This is a genomic window from Shewanella bicestrii (assembly GCF_002216875.1).
GTDB lineage: Bacteria > Pseudomonadota > Gammaproteobacteria > Enterobacterales > Shewanellaceae > Shewanella > Shewanella seohaensis.
The window spans coordinates 4,199,966-4,221,102 of record NZ_CP022358.1; the positions used below are offsets into that span (position 1 = coordinate 4,199,966).

Here is a 21,137-nt window from a genome sequence, read left to right on the forward strand (position 1 = left end):
GCATGTAGAAACAGCATGCAGCCTAGGCCGCTTCCCTTAGTCCGACGCGTCTTGTTCGGCATCCTTGCGGTATTCCAAAATATCCCCCGGCTGACAGGCCAAGTATTCACAGATACTCGCCAAGGTATCGAAACGCACCCCTTTGACTTTGCCCCGTTTTAACAGTGACAAGTTAGCCTCGGTAATGCCCACCGCTTTGGCCAGCTCCTTAGAGCTCACCTTTCGTACCGCCATCATGACGTCTAAATTAACGATAATATTCAAAATCAAACAAACTCTTGGTTTTCCGCCTCATAATCGCGGGCGGCTTTAAGCAAATACACGATCAGCAACATCAGTAAAATCGTCGATATATTGCCAAAATCGAGCACCAGTTCGATACGACCTTCTTCAAAAAACGACTGATGATAGATACCTATCCCTAAGGTTTGCAGCATCTCGAACACTAAGGCCGCCACCTTTAACCACACTAGCCATAGGTAACATTTCATACTCTCATCACTGAAAAACAGGCCGCGCTGATAGCAGGATAAGAGCCGTTGCAGCCAATAGACTCCTAATAAAAATGTGATAAATAATGGGGTTAGCATTGCAAGCAACAACATTCTGTTGGCGCTTGCGAGGTGCCATAACTCGAGCAACAGGGTGTTACTGCTATTGAAGCGAATATCGTCGTAGGCCCAATAGCAATAAAACAGGTAGCCGACAATGGCCACCGCAGAAAAGAGCACCAGCCAGCGGCAAAACTCACTGATTTTTATTAATTTTTTAAAATTTTGATTCATCAACTCACCCAAACATCACCCTAGATAATTCTTAGCGAACGAGCACCAGTATAATCCTTCGACAAAAAATATTACAAAGAAATATAAATTTATTGTTTTACGATAATTAATTTTCGTATTAGCATGTTTTCAATTTCAACACACTCAGGTGACGACAATGCAAAAATTTCCATTCACGAGTCAGTTATGCAGTGCTGCCATTGCCGCCGCACTGCTACTGACGGGTTGCAGCGCCGCTGATACCCAAAATGCACAACCTCAAGTTGCCGCGACGCAGCAAACCGAAGCGCCGTTAATTCCTATCGAAAACTTCTTTAACGAGCAGAGCATTCGCCATTTAAAAATGTCCGACGATGGCAAGTGGCTCGCCTTTGTGAAGGAGTATCAAGGGGCCAGTAATATCTTCCTGATGGCCGATAAGGCCGACCTTGCCAGTGCTACGCCACTGACCACCTCCGCCGAACCTATTCGCGACTTCGAATGGTCCGCCAAGGGCAATGACCTGTTCTTTATGAAGGACAAAGGCGGTAATGAGAACACCCAGATTTACAAGCTGAGCTTTGAAGAACACGCGGGCAAGATCACCGCCAAAGAGCAACGCTTAACCCATAAAGACAATGTGCAATACAGCGTGCTCGAGCAGGTAAAAGACAATCCTGATTTGCTGGTTGTTCAAGCCAACCACGACGATTCGAGCCGTATGGATATTTATCTGCTCAACATCCACGATGGCAAGTTAACCCCAATCCTGAAGAACGAACTGAGCTTTACTCAAGTGAAGTTTAACAAGCAGGGTAACCCTGTGATTGCCAGCAGCAGTAATCTCGATAACACCAATGCCTTGTATGTGTTGATCGACGGCAACTGGCGCAAGATCATCCAAAGCGCCAAGGGCGAGAGCATCGATATTCTTAAAGTGAACGATGACAAAAAACTCGCCTATATCAGCGCCAATATCGGTGATCGCGATAAGCAGGAATTGCTGAAAGTCGATCTGATGACGGGTAAATATGAGACGCTGCACAAGGATCCTGATAACGAGGCCGATGTCTATTCGGTGCAATTTAACGATGCGGGCGAGCCATTAGCCGTGGCTTACTACGGTGGTCGCTTACGGGTTTATCCCTTAGATGCCGAGTTTGCCCGCCATTGGGATGTGATTAATCGTCATTTTAATCAAGATGTTGAAATCACGATTGGCGAGATGAACGAGAAAACCCATCTGTGGCAAATCCATGTCGCCAGCGACAGAGCAGCTGGAGCTGACTATCAATACAATGCCGCCACAGGGGATATCCATCTGTTAGTGGACATTCCGGCTAGTATTCCAGCAGATCAACTCTCGCCACGCCAATCGATTGTGTATACCGCGCGGGACGGGGTGAAAATCCAAGCCTATTTAACGCTGCCTAAGGGTAAACAGACGCAGCTGCCGACCATTATCCTGCCCCACGGCGGCCCTTGGGCACGGGATTTTTGGACGCTCGACTCGGGTTATTTCCACGCCATTGCCCAGTTTTATGCCAACCGTGGCTATGCGGTATTGCAACCTAACTTCCGTGCATCGACGGGGTTCGGTAAGAAATTCTTAAACTTAGGTAACAATAATTGGGGGATTGGCAGCATGCAGCACGATCTCACCGATGGAGCCAACTACTTAGTGGCGCAGGGCATTGCCGATAAACAACGTTTAGGGATCTTCGGTGCCTCCTACGGCGGCTATGCGGCGCTGTCTGGCGCGACCTTTACGCCTGACTTGTACCAAGCGGTGATCGCCTATGTGGGACCATCGAGCCTAGTGACGCTGATGAATTCCTTCCCCGACTACTGGCGCCCCTATTTAGGCCAATGGTTTGAGTCGGTGGGTGACCCACAAATTGCCGAGCAGAAGCAAGATATGGAAAAACGCTCGCCAATTAACTATGTCGATAACATCAAGGCGCCATTGATGCTGATCCAAGGGGCAAATGACCCACGCGTCACCCAAATAGAATCGGACAACATCGCTAAGAAGATGTATCAAAAGTCTTTACCAGTTAAGTACATACTGGCAAAAGATGAAGGACATGGATTCAGTAAGCGAGCCAATAAACTGGCCTCGATTGTCGCCACCGAGCAGTTTTTTGCAGAGCACTTAGGTGGGCGTGTCGACACCAATGTGAATCCTGAAATCCTAAAACACTTGGACGGTTTAAACGTCGATATCAGTAAACTCTAACGCGCTAAGGGCAAGCTAAGGCTTGCCCTTTTTGTTGTGTCTTTATCACTCGGCGACCACGGCATCGACGGCGGCGGGTAAACGGAGCTCAACTCGAGTCAGTAACTTAGTATCATCCACTACGAGATTAGCCTCGCCCTTTTGCGCCCGAGCAAACAAACGCGCCGCATAGGTGCCTATGCCTAGCCCCTCTGCCTTGCCTTGAGTGACATATTTTTCCCAAAACTGTTCACGGATATCGACGGGCACGGCGCCTGTGTTTTCGATAGCGATCAGTACATCACCTTCCTGGCGCGATAGCGAAATCGCCACCTTAGTCTTAGGGCGCGCCGCCTCGAAGGCATTTTTTAGCAGATTGAACAGCATAGGATGGCAGAGCTTAGGATCGCCCATCACATCGAAGCTGCTGCAGGGGTCTTCGTCGGGTAACAAATACGCCACTAACTGTTTGCTGTGAAAGGTTAGCTGCGCCGCCTGCAGCAGCTGCTTAAGCATCTCATGCACCGAAAACCATTCGGCATCCAAGGCATATTGCCCCGCCTCGATACGCAGAATATCCGAGGTCAAATTCACGGTATTGATCGACTGTAATGCCAGTTCATCGACCAAATTAATCTTGGGCAACCACTCCTTAGGACAGCTTTTATCCTGCGCGAGCTTTTGCGCCAGCGCGCTGATGGTCGCCAGCGGATTTTTAAGATCGTGGCTCATGATGCCATCGGCATTGTCTTTGAGTTGTGCCAGACGCTGCATCTCGTCGCACTCTTGCTGTAATGCCCGCTGGCGCTGCATTTGTGCTAGCACATTCGCCAGTTTGAGCTTTAAGATCTCTGGCTGTACCGGCTTAGTGAGGTAATCTATCGCGCCACCTCTAAGCCCCTGTAGATGATGCTCAACCTCGCCGAGGGCGCTGACAAAGATCACTGGGATCTGCGCCGATTTAGGCTCAGATCTCAAGGCTTGCAGCACTTGATGCCCGTCCATCTCGGGCATCATCACATCTAACAACACCGCATCGGGCGGCGTCGCCGATTGGCAAATTTTTAGCGCTGCCTTACCGTCCTTGGCAAACAGCACCTTATATTCGTCATTTAAGAGCCCCGCCATAAAGGCCAAATTATCCGGCATATCATCGACCACCAGCACCACATTTAAGGCAGGCGTCGTTTCAGCTGTCGCCGTTGTTTCTACTTTAGCCGCCATCGCTGAAGATAGCGCAACTTGAGGGCGTTTATGCCGACGCGTGAGCGCCTGTAACACTCTGCCCTGCAAGGTTTTAGAGTTAAAAGGCTTAGCGATAATGTCTGCGACATGGTATTTCATTGCCACGTCCACTAAACCTCGATGGGCATTGGCCGTCACGAGGATAATGGGTAAGTCCCGCCATTTTTCCTGCTGGCGCAGACTCTCGAGTAACTCTTGGCCATCACCATCGGGCATGCTCCAATCCAGCAGCAACAACTCGACCTGATGACGCTGTAAGACATCCAAGGCTTGGCGACCGCAATCGGCCTGTAATACTTGACCAAAACCGAGTTGCCGCAGCTGCTCAGCCATAATTTTACGCAGGGCATCCATATCCTCGACGATCAAACACTGCATCTGACCTAACTGCATACTTCCTCCTGCGCCAATTTAAGTGTGTGCAGTCGCGTTAATGCCTGTTCAAAATCAAACAGTTCAACATCCATTTTTAACTGTTTAAGCACACTCGCCTGGGACTGAAACTGCGGCGCATGGATAAGCTTATTCACCCATTCCAAGGCATTGGTGTTGTATTCCAGCAGGCTGTTTTCTAATTGCTCCATCAGTCCACTTAAGGCGTCATCATCCAGACAGCTTTCATCCTTAGTGCTGAGCTGTTGATGCCAAAGCTCCAAGCCATTGACCAAACACTGTAATTCGGTTTGTAGCGCCAACAGTTGATCGTGTAACTCCACGGTAAAACTCTGCTGCGCCGTGTGGCATTGCTGCTCGAGTTCACCGGCTTGGCGGCTGATCTCCACCGCTCCGACATTGGCGGCAACGCCCTTTAAGGTGTGCAAGCTTAAGCGCAGCTCATCGGCATTTTCGTCCTGCCAGGCGCGCTGTTGCTGCCCGAGCAGTGTCTTGCTGGTGTTGATAAATAACCCCAACAAATGACTGTAGAGCGACTCGTTATGATCGCAAAGCGCGAGACCATTGTGAGTCTGTAAGCCATCGAGCTGCGGCAGGCCATGGCCTGTGCTCGCTCGCTTTAATACCAAGGGCACAGGTTTACGCTGCTTTGGCGTTATCCAGCGCGCCATCACAGTGTAGAGATCCTTCACATGCACAGGTTTAGTGATTTGGTCATTCATCCCCACCGCCAGCGCTTTTTCAATGTCACCGGACATGGCATTGGCCGTCATGGCCAAAATCGGCAGATTGGCAAATTCAGGCAATTCGCGGATCCGGCGAGTCGCCTCGTAACCATCGAGCACTGGCATCTGGCAATCCATAAGCACACAGTCGAAGTACTGCTGCTCGATGCGCTCAATGGCCTCAAGCCCATGATTCGCCACTGTGACATTCACGCCCGCTTGGCGTAATAGCTCTACCGCCAGCTCCTGATTGAGCTGATTATCCTCAACCAGTAACACCTCAGCCCCCGCTAACTGAGTTTTCAGGGCGTGCAGAGAATGGTCCTGCTGCACCTGTCTGCCATGCTCATTGTTGTGTCCCAGCAGGGATAACAGGGCATTACCTATGGCAATAGGCGTCAGTGGTTTCGTTTGTGACAGCACCCTTGGGTTATTTTCAATCAGCGGCCTTAGGGTATCTTGGTCGCTAAGGTTACCAATCAACAGCATCCGCGAATCGGGATTGGCCATTAGCGCAGCCAGTAACGCTGGGCTAAATGCACTGTAATCACAGAGCACAAGCTGGCGTGAGTCTGAGTGGTTAAGCGATTCAATCACGCTATCAGGGTCGGCCACTGAGACCTGCATTTGGGCCGATATCCCATGTTCTGTGAGTAACGTTTCTAATCTAGGGTGCAGCCCGACTAACTTAGCGGTTTCGCCCACTAAGGCATCGAATAGCGACTTAGGCTCATAGGTATCTGCACAGTTGAGTGTGATCCTGAGGTAGAAGCGACTGCCCACGCCAAACTCACTCTCACACCACACCTCGCCGCCCATCAAATGGGCGAGACGCTTACAAATGGCCAAGCCAAGCCCGGTGCCGCCATATTCCCGAGAGGTCGAGGCATCAACTTGTTCGAATGAGCCAAATAGCATCCCTTGTTTTTGCTCGGGAATACCAATGCCAAAATCTTCCACGCAGAAGGTCAGCTCTACCTCATCCCCCTGTTGCGTACTCTGACAACTTAACACCACACTGCTGTCATCATGGGAAAACTTGACCGCGTTATTGCAGTAGTTGATCAGGATCTGCCCCAAGCGCAGGCCATCACCATGGTAATAACGGGGCAGCTCGGGCGGCAGATCGAAGATAAATGCCATGTTTTTCTCTTCGACCTTGTAACTCACCACATTGGCCAAGTTAGACAGCACATCGTCGAGATCGAATACCGTGCATTCGATATCCATCTTCTCGGCCTCTATCTTGGAAAAATCCAAAATATCGTTGAGTATGCCCAGCAGCGAACCTGCGGCTTGATGCACCTTGCCCACATAATCCCGCTGCTTGCTGTTCAGCTCTGTCTGTAGCACGAGATATGACATCCCCAGAATCGCATTCATCGGCGTGCGGATCTCATGGGACATATTCGCTAAAAAGTCCGACTTGGCGTGGTTCGCCGCCTCGGCCGCCTCTTTGGCAATGGCCAGTTCATCCTGAATCGACTTAGTGTCGGTAATGTCTAAGGCCCAACAGAGGTTAGCATTTTGGCCATCCTGCACTGTGTGATAGGAGGTCAGCAGCACATCGCGGCGCTGGCCATGGGCATCAAACAGTTGCGTCTCAAATACGGTACTGTCTTGGCTTAAATCCAATTCGCGGATATGGCAACGGTAGTCATCGGGCTGCACAAAAATCCGATAAACCGATTGCCCCACCTCTAGCCCCGTCATCTCGGTAATTTGCTCATTCACGTAACGGCAAACCCCTTCGATACAGATCCAGACCCCGATCGGGCTTCTGCCTAACACGTGTTTCAGTAAATCCCGCTCACGCTCGAGCAGGGCATTCATTAACTTTCGCTCCGACAAATCGTGGTACGACCCCAGCACAAATAGCTCGCCATTGAGCTCGATGCGCTTGAGTGTCACGTCTACGTGAATAACCTCGGCGGCCGTGTTAATAAAGTCGGCCTCAAACTTAAGCTGCCCTTGGTCTAACACGGTTTGCAGACGTTGCTCAAACACGCTCTGTTTAGCGGCATCATCGTCCTGCTCGGGGTAATAGACTAAGGTGCGTTGCCCAATTAGTTGGTGTTTACTCTGATACTTGAGCAATGACAGCAGTGCACTGTTGCACTCGATGATCACCCCCTGACTATCGGTTATCACACAGGCATCGACCGCCGAATCAAACAGCGCTTGAAACTTATGCATGCTCAGGCTTAGCTGCTGCTCGGTGTGGATCCGCTGCACGATATCTTTGTTTAACCGTCTGTTGCGCAAGCTAAAAAGAAACAGTACCAGCAAAACCGCCACGGCAATCCGCACCGCCCAGTCGAATACTTTCTGCTTCTTTATCCCTAGGTCATATTGCACATTCACCCAGCGGTGCTGAATTTCGCGCGCCTTATCCTGCGGGATTTGTGCAAAGGCTTTATCTAAAATGCTTTGCAGTTCGGGCCAGTCCTTACGTACCCCCATCGAAATCCCAAAGCGGTAGTCGCTGGCCGCCGCAATTTGCAGGTGATTAAAGGGAGGCGACTGAAGTAAGTGCGCAGTGCTTGGGAAATTAACGAATGCCGCATCGACCTGACGCTTATCCACCGCCGTTAAGGCCTGCTCCAAGTTACTGACGGGGATCAGCACTATGTCGGGATAGTCTTCGAGTAGCTGTGTGTGAGTAATATCACCAGCTACTACGCTGACCGATTTGCCCTTAAGGCTCTCTAGGCTGTTGGGATGCTCGCCTTCGACGTGGGTCACTATCACCGGCGGATACTGATTTAAGGCATCGGTAAATAACATCCACTGCTCACGCCCTGAACCCGCCGAGGCCAGAGATAACATATCCACTTTATGCTGCTTAAATTCCTCAAGCGCTTGTTGCCAGGAGCCTTCGTTATAGGTCTGGAAAATTAGCGGTACCACACGGCTGATTTCGGCAAGATAGTCCGCCATCATGCCGCGGTGAATGCCGTTTTCATCAATAAAATCAATCGGCGCTGAATGGGGATCCACGCCCACCCTGACGATGGGATTGTTGTTGATAAAGGCCCTTTCCTCTACGGTGAGCATGCTCATAAAGCGGTGTACATCCATATTGGGGATCAGCGCGCCTAAGCGAAAATCGACCAGAAATAGATTTTTATTGAGCGCCAACGAGACTCGGGCGAAATCGGGCTGCAGTGAGTCAAAGTCGAGTAACTCATAGTAATCGTTATAGTTATTAGGGCTGATGATCAAAGGTGTGATTAAAAACTCCGCCCCCTTGGAACGAATATCCACCCCATTTAAATAATCGAACAGCAGCACCAGACCAAATGCGCCCTGAAACTCCATCCCACCGACAGCGGCGGCAATAGCCCCCTTTTGGATCCCTTGGGCGAGCTGATGATCCCAGCTTAACGAAGCAATATGGGGAATGGGCCGCTGCGGATTGGCTTCGGCCTCATGGCTTACCGCCAATGCCATAGTGGTATTCATGGCTATCACGGTATTGATACTAGGATCCTGCTGTATGGCTTTAAGATAAGCCTCACGCGCCGCAGGCGCCGTCCAGTCGGTGTTCACTACTTTGAGTTTGGCATTGGCAAATTGCTTTTTCACTGCAGTTTTCAGCTCAGCTGTACGCTTTTGCACATCGTGATTATCTTTATTCCCCGCGAGTAACAGCACATTCATGCGCTCGGCAGCGCTTTCCTGCTCAAACATTTTTTCGAGTAGGTTTTGCCCAAGGTTGTTGTTATTCATCGCCACTCGGCCAATCCAGTTGGCATTTTGTGTGCGCAGAGACAATGAGCTTTGGCTAAATTCAGAATTGATGGTCACCACAGGGATATGCTGCTTATTTGCCTCGGCTAAGAGCGCCTGCCCCTTGCCTGCAACGGGGACAAAAATAATCCCAGAAACATCGTTAGCTATCGCCTCACGGCCTAGCTTGAGCAAAGTGTCGGGCGTGCCATCGCCGTAAGCCACATCCAATTGGATATTGAGATCCATCGCCGCAATTCTGGCGAACTTAGCAATTTGGTGCCAAAAGGGTCTATCGGATTCCAAGATCAGACTCACCCTATGGCTGTGGGCGAGTTTTTGCGCCGGCGTTAACTGGGCCAGCGCCTGACGATGTTGCAGCGTCGATGATTCATTGGCCAGCGCAGCATTGGGCCATACAGACAGTAGCGCAGCTGATAACAGCAAGAGACCCGCAAAATAACCCAATGAAGCGAGTGGCTTACAAGGATGCGCTTGGTGGTGACCCCTGCCGATGGCGGCCAAGCCTTGTCGAATAGTCCTGTGTATACGACCCGATGAAATGCCAAAAACGGCCATAACTTTTCCTCTTAGGTTAAGTTTCTTACCGTCCCGTTGGTATGAATGGTGTATTAAGAATCAGAAGACGAAATGCGAACAGCTAAAACACGGAGGATCTTATGGGATCCGAGATCATGGATGGAGCACAGTTAGCCCGCTTATCCACTGGGCCAAAGGCGCTTTCGCTCATAAAACAGGCAACAATTGTAAAAAAAACCGCAAAGACTAAAAAGTATCAATCCCTAAAAGTGTGAACAAAACAGGCCAAAAGATACAACATGATACATTTTTTTGGGGTATTATCCTGTTAGCACAAGATTTAACCAGTCGTTAAATCCGCAATATTTTTTCCGTCAAGCTTACAGCTACCGCCATCATATAACCTGAAAAATGAAAATGTAGACTTCATATTTTTATGATGATTTTCATATTGTTATATTGATTCTTCATGGAATTAAGCAGCATTAACCGCCTAGTTTGGCACTGGCATTAACGGGGACGAATTGAGGCTCTCTCAGCATCGTCGCCGGATTAATACGGGAAACCAACCGACACAGTTGAGGCGAAACCATGACTCCATTTGTAACAAAGCCCACCCTATTAGTAGTGGATGATACTCCTGACAATATTCAGATCATTCATGGGATCCTGTCGGCGCACTATACGATCCGCGCCGCAACATCGGGTGAGAAAGCGTTAAAACTGGCCAGCACCCATCCATTACCAGAGTTAATCCTACTCGATGTGATGATGCCTGAGATGGACGGCTTCGAAACCTGCCGCAGGCTCAAACGCGATCCTGTGACCAGCAAGATCCCCGTGGTGTTTGTGACCGCCAAGACTGATACCATAGACGAGCAAACCGGATTTGAACTCGGCGCCGTGGACTATATTTCCAAACCCATCAGCCCTGCGGTACTCAAGGTTCGGACTCAAACCCATTTAGCCTTGAGCAATCAAGCAAGGCAGCTCGAAGCACTGGTTCAGCAACGAACCCAAGAGCTTGAATCGACTCGCCATAAGATTATTCAAAAGCTTGGGCTGGCGGCAGAATATCGGGATAACGAAACGGGATTACATATCTCCCGCATGAGCCATTATGGGCGCATTCTGGCCGAGCAAGTCTGCGACTCCCAAGCTTGGTGTGAGATGTATTTTACGGCGCTACCGATGCACGACATCGGCAAAATTGGTATACCAGATTCGATCCTATCGAAACCGGGCAAGTTAACCGATGATGAGCGCCAGCAAATGCAGCAACATACCAGTTTTGGCGCGCAGATCCTCGATGACGAAAACGATCCCTTGCTATCCCTTGCGCAGGAAATCGCCCTCCATCACCATGAACGATGGGACGGAACTGGTTATCCCCATGGGCTGGCAGGCGAGCACATTCCATTGAGCGCCCGTATTGCTGCGGTTGCCGATGTGTTCGATGCACTCACCTCAGACCGCCCCTATAAAGTGGCGTGGAGTACTGAGCAGGCCTTTGATTACATCCAAGAACACTCAGGGACTCAGTTTGACCCTCAGTTGGCGCAGGCCTTTATCGCCTGCAAGGAGCAAATACTGCAAGTGCAGCGACGTTTTGCCGAGCCAGCGACCACTGTCACCCATTGAAAGTCTGACCAAGTGCTTCAGAACGAGGTAGACTCCTAAAACATGGGTGCAACGGATAGGGATAACAAATGAATCCTGCAAAAGTGGTACGCGCTAAGGTTATGCAATTAACGGATTTACCGAATATTGGTAAAGCGAGCGCGGCGGATTTACGCCTGCTCGGCATAGAGACACCGGCGCAATTGCTGGGGCAAAATCCCTACCAAATGTATCGCACTCTGTGCGACAAAACCGGCCAAAGACACGACCCCTGCGTACTGGATGTGTTTCTGTCTATCACCCGCTTTATGGCGGGTGATGACCCTAAACCTTGGTGGTATTACACCGAAGAGCGCAAACAGACATACGGCCAGCTTTAATCTGCATGCTTTGGCAGTATCTCTTGGGATGTTGATGTCAGAACCTCTGGTGAGTCAGGCTCGGTACTGGGATCGTCCCTTAACCATTCGCGCCAAATGGCAATCAGCAACGCCATCAACACAGGGCCGACAAACAGACCAACGAACCCCATGGTTTTCACCCCGCCAATCAAACCGAAAAAGGTCGGCAGGAAGGGTAATTTGATTGGCCCGCCAACCAAATTAGGTCGCAGCGTTTTATCAACAATAAACAGCTCGATACTGCCCCAGAGGAATAAGCCCACCCCCGCTGTCATATCGCCGGTGCCGACTAAGTACAGTGAGATCAAGGTGAACATGGTTGGCGCGCCGCCGGGCACTAAGGCCATAAACGCGGTCAACACCCCAAAGGCTACGGCCGAAGGCACACCCGCAATCCAGTAAGCAATCCCCAGCACTATACCCTCACCGATAGCGATAAGTGTCATGCCGATAACGGTTGAACTCACAGTCGCAGGCACCACGCGGGAGAACCTATGCCAGCGGGCAGGAAGAATGCGCTCGCCAACAATATCCAGCTGTTTAGCCACCGACTCGCCATCTTTATATAAGAAAAACAAGGTGATCAGCATAAACAGCAAGGTCAGCAACAGGCCCAAGGTATTCCAGCCCAATTGCAGTACCCAGCGGGAAATACCACTCAGATTCTGGCCACTGATCGCACTGACTATCTTGCCCAGCTCATGGGGTTCACCGATAAACTGCTGCCATTGCAGGGTGAGCCACTCGCCAATCCAAGGTAAATCCTTAATCCACAACGGTACGGGAGCGCCATGCTGGTTGGCATACACCAGCCACTCCACCCAGGCTCTAATTTCTTGTAAAGCATAGGAAAATACAAAAATCAGCGGCGTGATAAGCCCAAGAATAATCAAGACTAAAGCTATGGTGGCAGACAATGCCGAGCGACCACCGCATTTAACCATTAATTTTTGATACAACGGCCAACTGGAGAAGCAGACAATCAGGGCGGCCAAGGCGGGAACTAAAAAATCGATAAAAAAGAAAACACCAGCACACAGCAATAAAATCAATAGGGTACGACCCACCGCAGCATTACTGATAATCTGTGCCATCCACATACTCCCACAATAGAATCCAACAACAAGGCGGAAAACTTGGCAGAGTGCCAAGCAACAACCAGCCTTTGGGTGTTCCCCATTCTGTGAGCCAGTTTATTGCGCAGTGCTTTCCATGGGCAACGACATTTAACTAAAGCGTGAGTAGTGTATCAGTGCTGCTGGCATCGCCAAAGGCCTTCGAATGTCTCGAAGGCCAAATGATTGAAAATCCCTATGGCGCGGCCTTGAGCTTAGCGACAATTTGCTCTGGCTGGCTAAAATCGGTAATACGCTCAATGACTTTACCGTCTTTCACCCAAAGCAATGTCGGGATGTTGCGGATACTAAAGTGATTAAATAGCACACCTAATTCATCGATACTAAAATCGACGCGTGAAGGATAGAGCTGTTTAAAATCGGCGAGGGCTTTATCGTCCGTCCACAGATGATTCACCACCCCATGCCAGGCTTTATTCGGCAGCTCTTGCGCTAGCTTGTCTAAATCTTTTTGGGCGGCAACACAGGCCTGAGACATTTCAGGGCGACTCTCTGCCAAATACCAATCACACCAAGTAGCAGTAAAAAACAGTAAGTGCTCACCTTGTTCCCAAGGTTTCAGCAGCTTAGCCGTTTGTTCTGGGCTTGGTGCATCTGTAGTTTGCGCGCTGAGCTCTTGGCCATTGGCCAACATATCGATAAATTTATCGAGGTTCGCATCCGACTCATGGCTAGTGTAAACCACCTCGCCTGCGCGATTGATTAATACGCTATAGGGCGTCCCGACTAAGCCAAGGGCCACACCCAATTCGCCCTCGTTATCTAGCCAGACAGGCATAGTCAGACCGAAGCGGGAGATGACTTCGGCTATCTTAGGCTGTTCTTCGTTGATATTAATATTCAGGGCGAGGATATTGACCTTATCCTGATACTTTTTCTGCAATTCCTCAAAATGCGGCATCTGCTCCATACAGGGCTGACACCAGGTTGCCCAAAACTTAAGGTAAATCGGCTTATCGCCAGCGATGTTTTTTAAGGAGGTTTGCTGTTGATCTGGATAGGTTTTTAGCACTATATCTTGATAGCTTTTATCGGCAGCAAAAGTAGAAAAACAGATAAGGGCGAGACAGGTAACTATGATTCGACGTAACAACATTAGCGTTATCCTTTCAGGTGGAGATCGCTCGCAACCACAAGGGTTGGTCGTGATATTCAGCCAGTGACATAAGCAATTACTGAGAACAAATACCAAGTGAAACAGAGCGGCATTGCAGGACTGAGCCGCTCAGCCGCAAGTATAAATGAATAGGCTTATATTTTAGCCATGTAAAATATAAGCCTATTTGAGCAGAAGCGACGCGCCGATTGCACCAAGGCCGCGAACTCTTTTTCTTCTCGCTACGATACCTTATCTAGCACAACACATGGGGTTAAAGTATCGGCTAACGCTTGAGGGTCCTCGACGACTAAGTTAACCACAGTCAATGACTCAGGTAATTGCCCCATAGCGCCGTAATAAACTTGTGGCCGTTTAAATATCAGCTGCGCATTCGCCTCACCACGACCTAGGGTTAAGATTTCGGGTGCGTCACTAGGCGTGGGGTCCCCCTGTGAGGTCTGCGACACAGGACTGCTAAAGTACCCTAATTTCAGTTCACTAATCTGCGTGAAATCAACGGCAATAAAGCCCCACATACCGTTATTAATAATGAGCTTATCCGCCCTTTGGTAGAGCGAGTAATAACGGCTGATCCGATAATTTGCCGCCATTAATAGGATGGAATACAAAAGCAAACCCGAAACAAATAGTGCCGCAATATGGCTTATTCCATCGAGTAAGCTGTAGCTCACCACTGAGGCGGCCATTAACCCTACGATGATAACCAAGGCATGCCAAGGCTTAGCGCTGAGCAAGTTGAGTGAGCCAATAGCCTCAGGGTGACAACGGGAAAAGTAAGGAATAGCGTAATACCAACTGGCGGGCTCAGTGGCGAGGATCAAACCCAATGTTAACCTCTTCTCGTCGGCACTTGGCTGCAAACCAGCCCCTGACGGCTTGCCGGGATGAATTGACTCTATTTTTTCCGCTTCAGCACTCGGCTCAGGCTGCGCCATTGCGGCATACTGGTCAGCGATAGTTAATCTTGGATCCCCAGATGCCTTTCTCGCCTGCCATAAGCCCTTAATAATGCTCACCATCAAGTACAGCTCAATAATGAGTAATACCGCAATAATGGGGTAACGTAGCCAAGCGACAAACTCGAAATACTCAGCAACTTCATGTGGATAGCTAAGCCTAGCCATCAGGCTACTCAAACTTAACACAACCAACATCTTCCACGGCTTTTGCGCACCTATTTTGATAATCCAATACCAATAAAGCACTGGCAACAACACAAAATAGAGGGCCGTCACTACGGCTAAGGATAAGGCTTCGCGCGTGCTTGTAAGCTGCTCCGGCAGCAAATGAAAGCCTAGGACATATACCGCAATCATTAGCACCAGAAAGGCAATGCGGTATTTAGCTTGGCGTCTAAGTCGGATTTTTAGCATTTAACATCCCTATCAACGAGCATATTCAATTTTGGGATGTGGTTCGATACACCTCATCCCCATGATAATGAACACCAAACTCCTCACTTGGCTTAGTAGTGATATGGGGAGTGACGGTCATGGAGACAAGGTTGAGTGAGAAATAATCAGCTAGATAATAAACCCATCACCCCTAAAGCCAGCTGGCGCGTCAGCTCGGCTGCGGGAATGTTTCGGCAACCACTGGCATTTTGGCCGCACCATAGCGGGCTAAAATCGCCAAATCCCTGCCGCTCCGCCGCCGTTCTTAAGCCCGCAACGGCTGAGGATGCCAAGGGGAAATCTGGCACAGCCTCATTCATCGGCCCCATTTCGGCCATAAAGCGGTTCACTATGCCGCGAGCGGGTCGACCGGAAAATAAATTAGTCAGTGCCGTATGCTGAGCGGCGTCGCTTTGCAGCGCCTCACGATGAATGCTGCTGGTATTGCACTCGGGGCAGAGTAAATAGGCTGTTCCCACTTGCACCGCCGAAGCGCCCATCGCCATGGCAGCGCGCACTGTGGTGGCATCGACAATGCCGCCGGCGGCAATAACAGGAATATCCACCGCCGCAATCACCTGCGGTAATAGACTAAAAGTCCCCAACTGCTCGGTTAAATCCTCGGATAAAAAGTGTCCTCTGTGTCCACCCGCCTCAAGGCCCTGGGCAATAATCGCATCGGCGCCGCGAGCCTCGAGCCAAAGTGCCTCCTCGACTGTGGTCGCCGTGGAGATAACTTTTGAGCCCCAGGATTTGATTTCCAGCAGCAATTCTTCATCGGGCAGCCCAAAATGAAAACTCACCACCTCGGGCTTAAATTTGGCTAACACCTCGGCCTGCGCCTTGCTGTAGGGAGTGCGCTGGGCGCCAGCAGGCTGCGCATTCGGGTCGAGATTAAATTCAGTGAAATAGGGCGAGAGCTGTTCGAGCCAAGCCGCTTGCTTGTCCGCCTGCGGTAAAGGCTCACTATGGCAAAAGAAATTCACATTGATAGGTTTAGTGGTATTGCTGCGGATTTCGGTTAACTCAGCCTCAAGCGCCTCGAGGGATAACATGGCGCAGGGCAAGGAGCCCAATCCACCTGCCTGCGATACTTCAATCGCCAGTGCACTACCCTGCACGCCCGCCATCGGGGCTTGAATAATCGGAAACTGGATCCCAAACAATTGTGTTAGTCGGCACGGCATACTTCACCTCCATTGAATAAATCCTGTAGCGACTCGCGCCTGTCTTGCTTACCGCGCATACTGCGATAAGCGAGCGAGCCGAGTACGAGTTGTCACAATCTACCAGAAAAATGCATACGACATACAGCATTTGGCCGACAGTGAAAAATCGGCACTTTGAATCTGCCCTTTAAATAGGATGATAAAATGTCATCATTTAATGGATATTTCAGTCTAATTAAAAACAAAAATAATATAACCAAAATAACAATGACATTTGTATCAAAGTAAAAAACACTTATCGAAACTTCCTAAAAAATCACGTGATATTCGCCGCATTCACCAATTAAAAAACTATTTAGGGATAGTTAAATCCCTTATGATTCGCCCCCATTTTTTGGAGGCCATAATGTTATTAAAATCCAGTCTATTTTCGACGACCATCATCCATCGACTCATTCTTTGTTTACTACTCGCGCTCACCACATCCGTTGCCCACGCAAAAGATGATAAGGACGATGAAATCACCCTAGGCCGAACCCTGTTACTCGGCATAGGTGATCATCCTGCCACCATCCCGCTTATCATTTGTAGACAAGCAAAGTACATTAAAATCAAGGCAGAAAGAGATGTCAGCGTGGATCGCGTCGTAGTGACCTATGGGGATGATAAAACCCGCACCGTCCGCTTTGATACCGATATCGAAAAGGATAAACACTCGGAGTGGAAATCACTCGGTGCGCGCCGCTGTGTGAAAAAAATTGAGGTATATGGAAATTCAGACCGCAGTAAAGCCGGAATTAAAGTCATCGGCAAAAAGTAGTGATGAATTAATAGTTCCCCCATTAACTTCGATTTGATGAAATAGTGAATGCGAGCACTCAATAAATGATCTTTCGTGCAATATTGCTGTTATTAATCGGTTTAAATTTAACGGCGTGTGTCACCTTTCCCACGCCAGAATCGGCACAGGTTAAAATATTATGGGAAAACTCTGTCGCCATCGAAAACTGTACCTATAAAGGCACTGTCATTGGTTCACAGGGACATTTCTATGACTATTGGTTACACAGTGATAGGGATATGGTGTGGGGCACACTCAACGAGCTGCGTATCAAAAGCCATGCACTCGGCGCAGATACGGTTTACCTCTATCAACCGCTTAAGTTTTTAGGCTCAGTGACTATGATGGGGAATGCTTACCAATGTGCAGAGACTCAATCTTCAGAGACCAAAGCTTCTGACGCTCTAGATTCAACAAGTCTGCCGACGCAGATAAATAGCGTATCGAGTCAATGAGTTGAACGTTGAGCAGGCTTTTAATGAGTTTTGAGCGGCTATCAGGCGACACGCCTGATAGCACTCATATAAGCGGAGAGGAAAACTTAAAACAGGTAATCGGCGCCTAAACCAACAAACAGTGCTAATCCCGCCCAGTTATTGTTGAGGAAGGCTTTAAAGCAAGGAGCTCTTTCGCGGCCAAAAATCAACATCTGTTGGTAAGTGCTAAAACCAACAAAGGTCAGTAATCCTAGACCATAGAGTAGGCCACGGTCGGCACTCCAACCCGCAGCGATAAAACACAGCAGCGCGGCAAATTGAAATAACCCTATGATTTGGCGGTCGTATTGGCCAAACAGAATGGCGGTCGATTTGATACCGACTTTTAAGTCATCATCCCTATCGACCATGGCATACATAGTGTCGTAGGCCACAGTCCAGAACCAATTGGCGGCAAATAACCACCAAGCTTCGATGGGCACTTCACCAGTTTGCGCCGCATAGGCCATGGGAATCGACCAACTCCACACCACGCCCAAAAACATCTGTGGCATGTTCGTTACCCGCTTAGTAAAGGGGTAGATAACGGTGAGGATAATGCCGACAACAGAGAGCTTAACCACTAACCCATTGAGCAGTAAGACTAAACCAAAAGCGGCCAGACCTAAGATCACAAACAGCAATAGCGCTTCTTTGGTGCTGATTTCGCCACTGGCGAGGGGACGGGATTTAGTGCGTTCAACGTGGGAGTCGAGGTCGCGGTCGGCATAGTCGTTAATAATGCAGCCACATGCGCGCATGATCACCACACCGATAATAAAGATAATCAACACTTTAATATCGGGCATTCCACCCGCCGCTAACACCAGCGCCATTAAACAGGGCCAGAGCAATAACAAGGTGCCGATAGGACGGTCGAGTCGAGTCAGGCGGGAATACACGTCCCACTTCTGCTTTAGATTCATTAACTAGCTACTCCCAAACCTAATTTTTTATCTCGGTTGCTAGGCTAAGCATCATATACCCTAGCCACCTTTTAAGCGAATTTGTGCAGACTCAAGCTGTCACAAAATCATGACATTGGCGTCAATCAACGCGCCTCTAAACGCGCGTAGGCGACCACCAGCCACTTACTGCCAAAATCACTAAAATTCACCTGCACTCGCGCCTGTGCGCCACTGCCTTCGAAGTTAGTCACTTTACCGTCACCAAATTTTGGATGATGCACCCTTTGGCCGACGCTAAAGCCAGTATCGTTGGCGACCGCAGACTTTTGCGCACTGAAGCGATTATTCGCCATCGGCGTTGACACCTGCGCTTTTAAGCGAATTTCGTCCACATATTGCGGCGGAATTTCCTTAATAAAACGCGATGGACGGGCATAATCCTCGCGACCATAAATACGGCGGGATTCGGCATAGGTGATATAGAGTTTTTCCATCGCGCGGGTCATGCCCACGTAACAGAGGCGGCGTTCCTCATCGAGTCTGTCGCCCTCTTCGAGCGCCATCTTACTCGGGAAAATCCCCTCCTCGACGCCCGCCATAAACACCATAGTAAACTCAAGCCCCTTGGCCGAGTGCAGTGTCATCAACTGTACGGCATCGGTAAAGGCATCGGCCTGACCTTCGCCCGCCTCTAAGGCAGCGTGGGATAGGAAGGCGTTAAGCTCGCCCATATCCTCAAGCTCCTCTGGCATTTCGAAGGTGCGCGCTGCGGTAACGAGTTCCTCTAAGTTTTCGATACGGGCGTGGGCCTTTTCGCCTTTTTCCGCCTCGTACATGGCCTTAAGCCCAGAGGCTTGGATCACTGTGTCCGTCATCCGGTACAGCGCCATATCCTGAGTTTCTTCCTGCAGGGTGACGATAAGATCCATAAAGCCACGTACCGCAGAGGCTGCGCGGCCAGCGAGCACCTTTTCATCCAGCAAACGTAAACAAGCCTGCCACAGGGTGAGTTCCTGCTGACGGGCGGTCGAACGCAGAATATCTAAGGTGCGATCGCCAATGCCACGGGGCGGCGTATTAACCACGCGCTCGAAGGCGGCATCGTCATTTTTATTGCTGATTAGACGCATATAACCCATAGCATCTTTAATCTCTTGGCGTTCGAAGAAGCGCAGGCCACCGTAAATACGATAGGCTAAGCCTTTGTGTAATAAGGCTTCTTCGAGCACACGCGACTGGGCATTCGAGCGATATAAAATCGCGCAGTCACTTAAATTACCGCCTTTTTCGTACCAATCATTGATACGGCCGACAATAAAGCGCGCCTCGTCCATTTCGTTAAAGGCGCAGTAGAGGGAAATCGGCTCACCATCGGCTTCGTCGGTCCACAACTCTTTGCCTAAACGTTCGGGGTTATTGGCGATAAGGGCGTTTGATGCCTTCAAAATATTGCCCTTGGAGCGATAATTTTGCTCGAGGCGAATCGTAGTCGCCGTCGGGAAATCCCGCAGGAAACGGTGCAGGTTTTCAACCTGAGCGCCGCGCCAACCATAAATGGATTGGTCGTCGTCACCCACTATCATCACGTTGGCAGTTTGGCCGGCCAACACACGGATCCACGCATATTGGATGGCGTTGGTATCCTGGAACTCGTCCACCAGAATATGCTTAAAACGCTCCTGATAATGCGCCAGCAGATGCGGTTTATTGAGCCACAGCTCGTGGGCACGCAGCAGGATTTCGGCAAAGTCGACTAAACCTGCCCGGTCGCAAGACTCTTGATAAACCTGATAAATCTTCAGCAGGTTTTGCTCAATCGGAAAACCACCCGCATCGATATGCTTGGGCCGCAAACCTTGGTCTTTCTTGCCATTGATATAGGCCTGCGCCTGACGGGGAGGATATTGTTTTTCATCCAGATTCAAACTTTTAAGGATGCGTTTCAGCAAGCGCACCTGATCGTCCGAATCGAGAATTTGGAAGCTTTGCGGTAATCCCGCATCTTGGAAGTGAGTGCGTAACAGACGATGCGCTAACCCGTGGAAGGTACCAATCCACATCCGCCCCATATTGGTGCCAGCGACCTTCTCCACCCGCTCACGCATCTCGGCTGCGGCTTTATTGGTAAACGTCACGGCTAAAATTGAGTAAGGGCTCTGCTGTTCGACCTGCATTAACCACGCGATACGGTGGGTTAATACTCGCGTTTTGCCACTGCCTGCGCCCGCAAGCACTAACATGCTGGATTGCGGTGCCGCGACAGCCTCGCGCTGTTTATCATTCAGGCCGTCTAGTAAAGAAAATACGTCCATTCTCGCCTCCAAAAAATCGAGGGGGCAGTATAACAGAAGAAGCGCCCAAGGCATGCCACGAGTTTGAGCTCAATCACAGACAATTCATTTGACTCAAAGGCCAAGTTTGGCTTGAATTGATTTATACAATTTATTAACAACTA

General features: G+C 49.7%; 15 protein-coding genes. 5 read left to right on the forward strand and 10 right to left on the reverse strand.

All coding sequences use genetic code 11. The features are described from left to right. Positions 1 to 36 precede the first annotated feature (36 nt). Together CF168_RS18410 and CF168_RS18415 are read right to left on the reverse strand one after the other, a co-directional pair. Complete coding sequence (locus CF168_RS18410; protein ID WP_086903013.1) at positions 37 to 264, reverse strand: helix-turn-helix domain-containing protein; 228 nt, start codon at positions 262 to 264, stop codon at positions 37 to 39. 2 nt (positions 265 to 266) lie between these two features. Beyond that, the gene (locus tag CF168_RS18415) at positions 267 to 785 is read right to left on the reverse strand and encodes a DUF2975 domain-containing protein (protein ID WP_089068585.1); all 519 of its coding nucleotides are present in this window, start codon (positions 783 to 785) and stop codon (positions 267 to 269) included. Positions 786 to 942: 157 nt separating this feature from the next. Here CF168_RS18415 and CF168_RS18420 point away from each other — a divergent pair, with 157 nt between their 5' ends. Continuing rightward, positions 943 to 3,003 carry a S9 family peptidase gene (locus tag CF168_RS18420; RefSeq protein ID WP_089068586.1) on the forward strand — a complete coding sequence of 687 codons (2,061 nt, stop codon included), beginning with the start codon at positions 943 to 945 and terminating at the stop codon, positions 3,001 to 3,003. Between the two features lie 45 nt (positions 3,004 to 3,048). Here CF168_RS18420 and CF168_RS18425 read toward each other — a convergent pair whose 3' ends face one another. Together CF168_RS18425 and CF168_RS18430 are read right to left on the reverse strand one after the other, a co-directional pair. Further along, a complete protein-coding gene (locus CF168_RS18425; RefSeq protein ID WP_089068587.1) occupies positions 3,049 to 4,620 on the reverse strand; it encodes an ATP-binding response regulator in 1,572 nt (523 codons plus the stop codon). Next, positions 4,611 to 9,656, reverse strand: coding sequence for a response regulator (locus CF168_RS18430; protein WP_089068588.1), 5,046 nt, complete (start codon positions 9,654 to 9,656; stop codon positions 4,611 to 4,613). The genes CF168_RS18425 and CF168_RS18430 overlap by 10 nt, the downstream gene beginning before the upstream one ends. A gap of 552 nt (positions 9,657 to 10,208) precedes the next feature. On the opposite strand from CF168_RS18430, the gene CF168_RS18435 reads away from it, so the two are divergent. Together CF168_RS18435 and CF168_RS18440 are read left to right on the forward strand one after the other, a co-directional pair. Then, positions 10,209 to 11,258 (forward strand): HD-GYP domain-containing protein, encoded by a 1,050-nt coding sequence (locus CF168_RS18435; protein WP_089068589.1) that lies wholly within the window; start codon positions 10,209 to 10,211, stop codon positions 11,256 to 11,258. Between the two features lie 68 nt (positions 11,259 to 11,326). Next, positions 11,327 to 11,617: a helix-hairpin-helix domain-containing protein gene (locus CF168_RS18440; RefSeq protein WP_086903004.1), complete on the forward strand. Its 291-nt coding sequence runs from the start codon at positions 11,327 to 11,329 to the stop codon at positions 11,615 to 11,617. On the opposite strand, the gene CF168_RS18445 is transcribed toward CF168_RS18440, so the two are convergent. The 4 genes from CF168_RS18445 to CF168_RS18460 all read right to left on the reverse strand — a co-directional run bounded on the left by CF168_RS18445 (position 11,614) and on the right by CF168_RS18460 (position 16,475). After that, positions 11,614 to 12,732 carry an AI-2E family transporter gene (locus CF168_RS18445; RefSeq protein ID WP_089068590.1) on the reverse strand — a complete coding sequence of 373 codons (1,119 nt, stop codon included), beginning with the start codon at positions 12,730 to 12,732 and terminating at the stop codon, positions 11,614 to 11,616. The two genes, CF168_RS18440 and CF168_RS18445, sit on opposite strands and share 4 nt — an antisense overlap. A 217-nt stretch (positions 12,733 to 12,949) precedes the next feature. Continuing rightward, positions 12,950 to 13,870 carry a TlpA family protein disulfide reductase gene (locus CF168_RS18450; RefSeq protein ID WP_089068591.1) on the reverse strand — a complete coding sequence of 307 codons (921 nt, stop codon included), beginning with the start codon at positions 13,868 to 13,870 and terminating at the stop codon, positions 12,950 to 12,952. A 242-nt stretch (positions 13,871 to 14,112) separates the two neighbouring features. Beyond that, a complete protein-coding gene (locus CF168_RS18455; protein WP_089068592.1) occupies positions 14,113 to 15,267 on the reverse strand; it encodes a hypothetical protein in 1,155 nt (384 codons plus the stop codon). A 146-nt stretch (positions 15,268 to 15,413) separates the two neighbouring features. Continuing rightward, entirely contained in the window at positions 15,414 to 16,475 is a 1,062-nt protein-coding gene (locus tag CF168_RS18460) for an NAD(P)H-dependent flavin oxidoreductase (RefSeq protein WP_089068593.1), read from the reverse strand. A 388-nt stretch (positions 16,476 to 16,863) separates the two neighbouring features. Here CF168_RS18460 and CF168_RS18465 point away from each other — a divergent pair, with 388 nt between their 5' ends. Beyond that, complete coding sequence (locus tag CF168_RS18465; RefSeq protein WP_089068594.1) at positions 16,864 to 17,277, forward strand: DUF2541 family protein; 414 nt, start codon at positions 16,864 to 16,866, stop codon at positions 17,275 to 17,277. A gap of 65 nt (positions 17,278 to 17,342) precedes the next feature. Next, positions 17,343 to 17,753: a DUF4156 domain-containing protein gene (locus CF168_RS18470; RefSeq protein ID WP_089068595.1), complete on the forward strand. Its 411-nt coding sequence runs from the start codon at positions 17,343 to 17,345 to the stop codon at positions 17,751 to 17,753. An 86-nt stretch (positions 17,754 to 17,839) separates the two neighbouring features. Here the strand turns inward: CF168_RS18470 and ubiA are convergent, their stop codons facing one another. Beyond that, positions 17,840 to 18,700 carry a 4-hydroxybenzoate octaprenyltransferase gene (gene ubiA / locus CF168_RS18475; RefSeq protein WP_089068596.1) on the reverse strand — a complete coding sequence of 287 codons (861 nt, stop codon included), beginning with the start codon at positions 18,698 to 18,700 and terminating at the stop codon, positions 17,840 to 17,842. Positions 18,701 to 18,825: 125 nt separating this feature from the next. Next, a complete protein-coding gene (uvrD, locus tag CF168_RS18480; RefSeq protein ID WP_089068597.1) occupies positions 18,826 to 20,994 on the reverse strand; it encodes a DNA helicase II in 2,169 nt (722 codons plus the stop codon). Positions 20,995 to 21,137 lie beyond the last annotated feature (143 nt).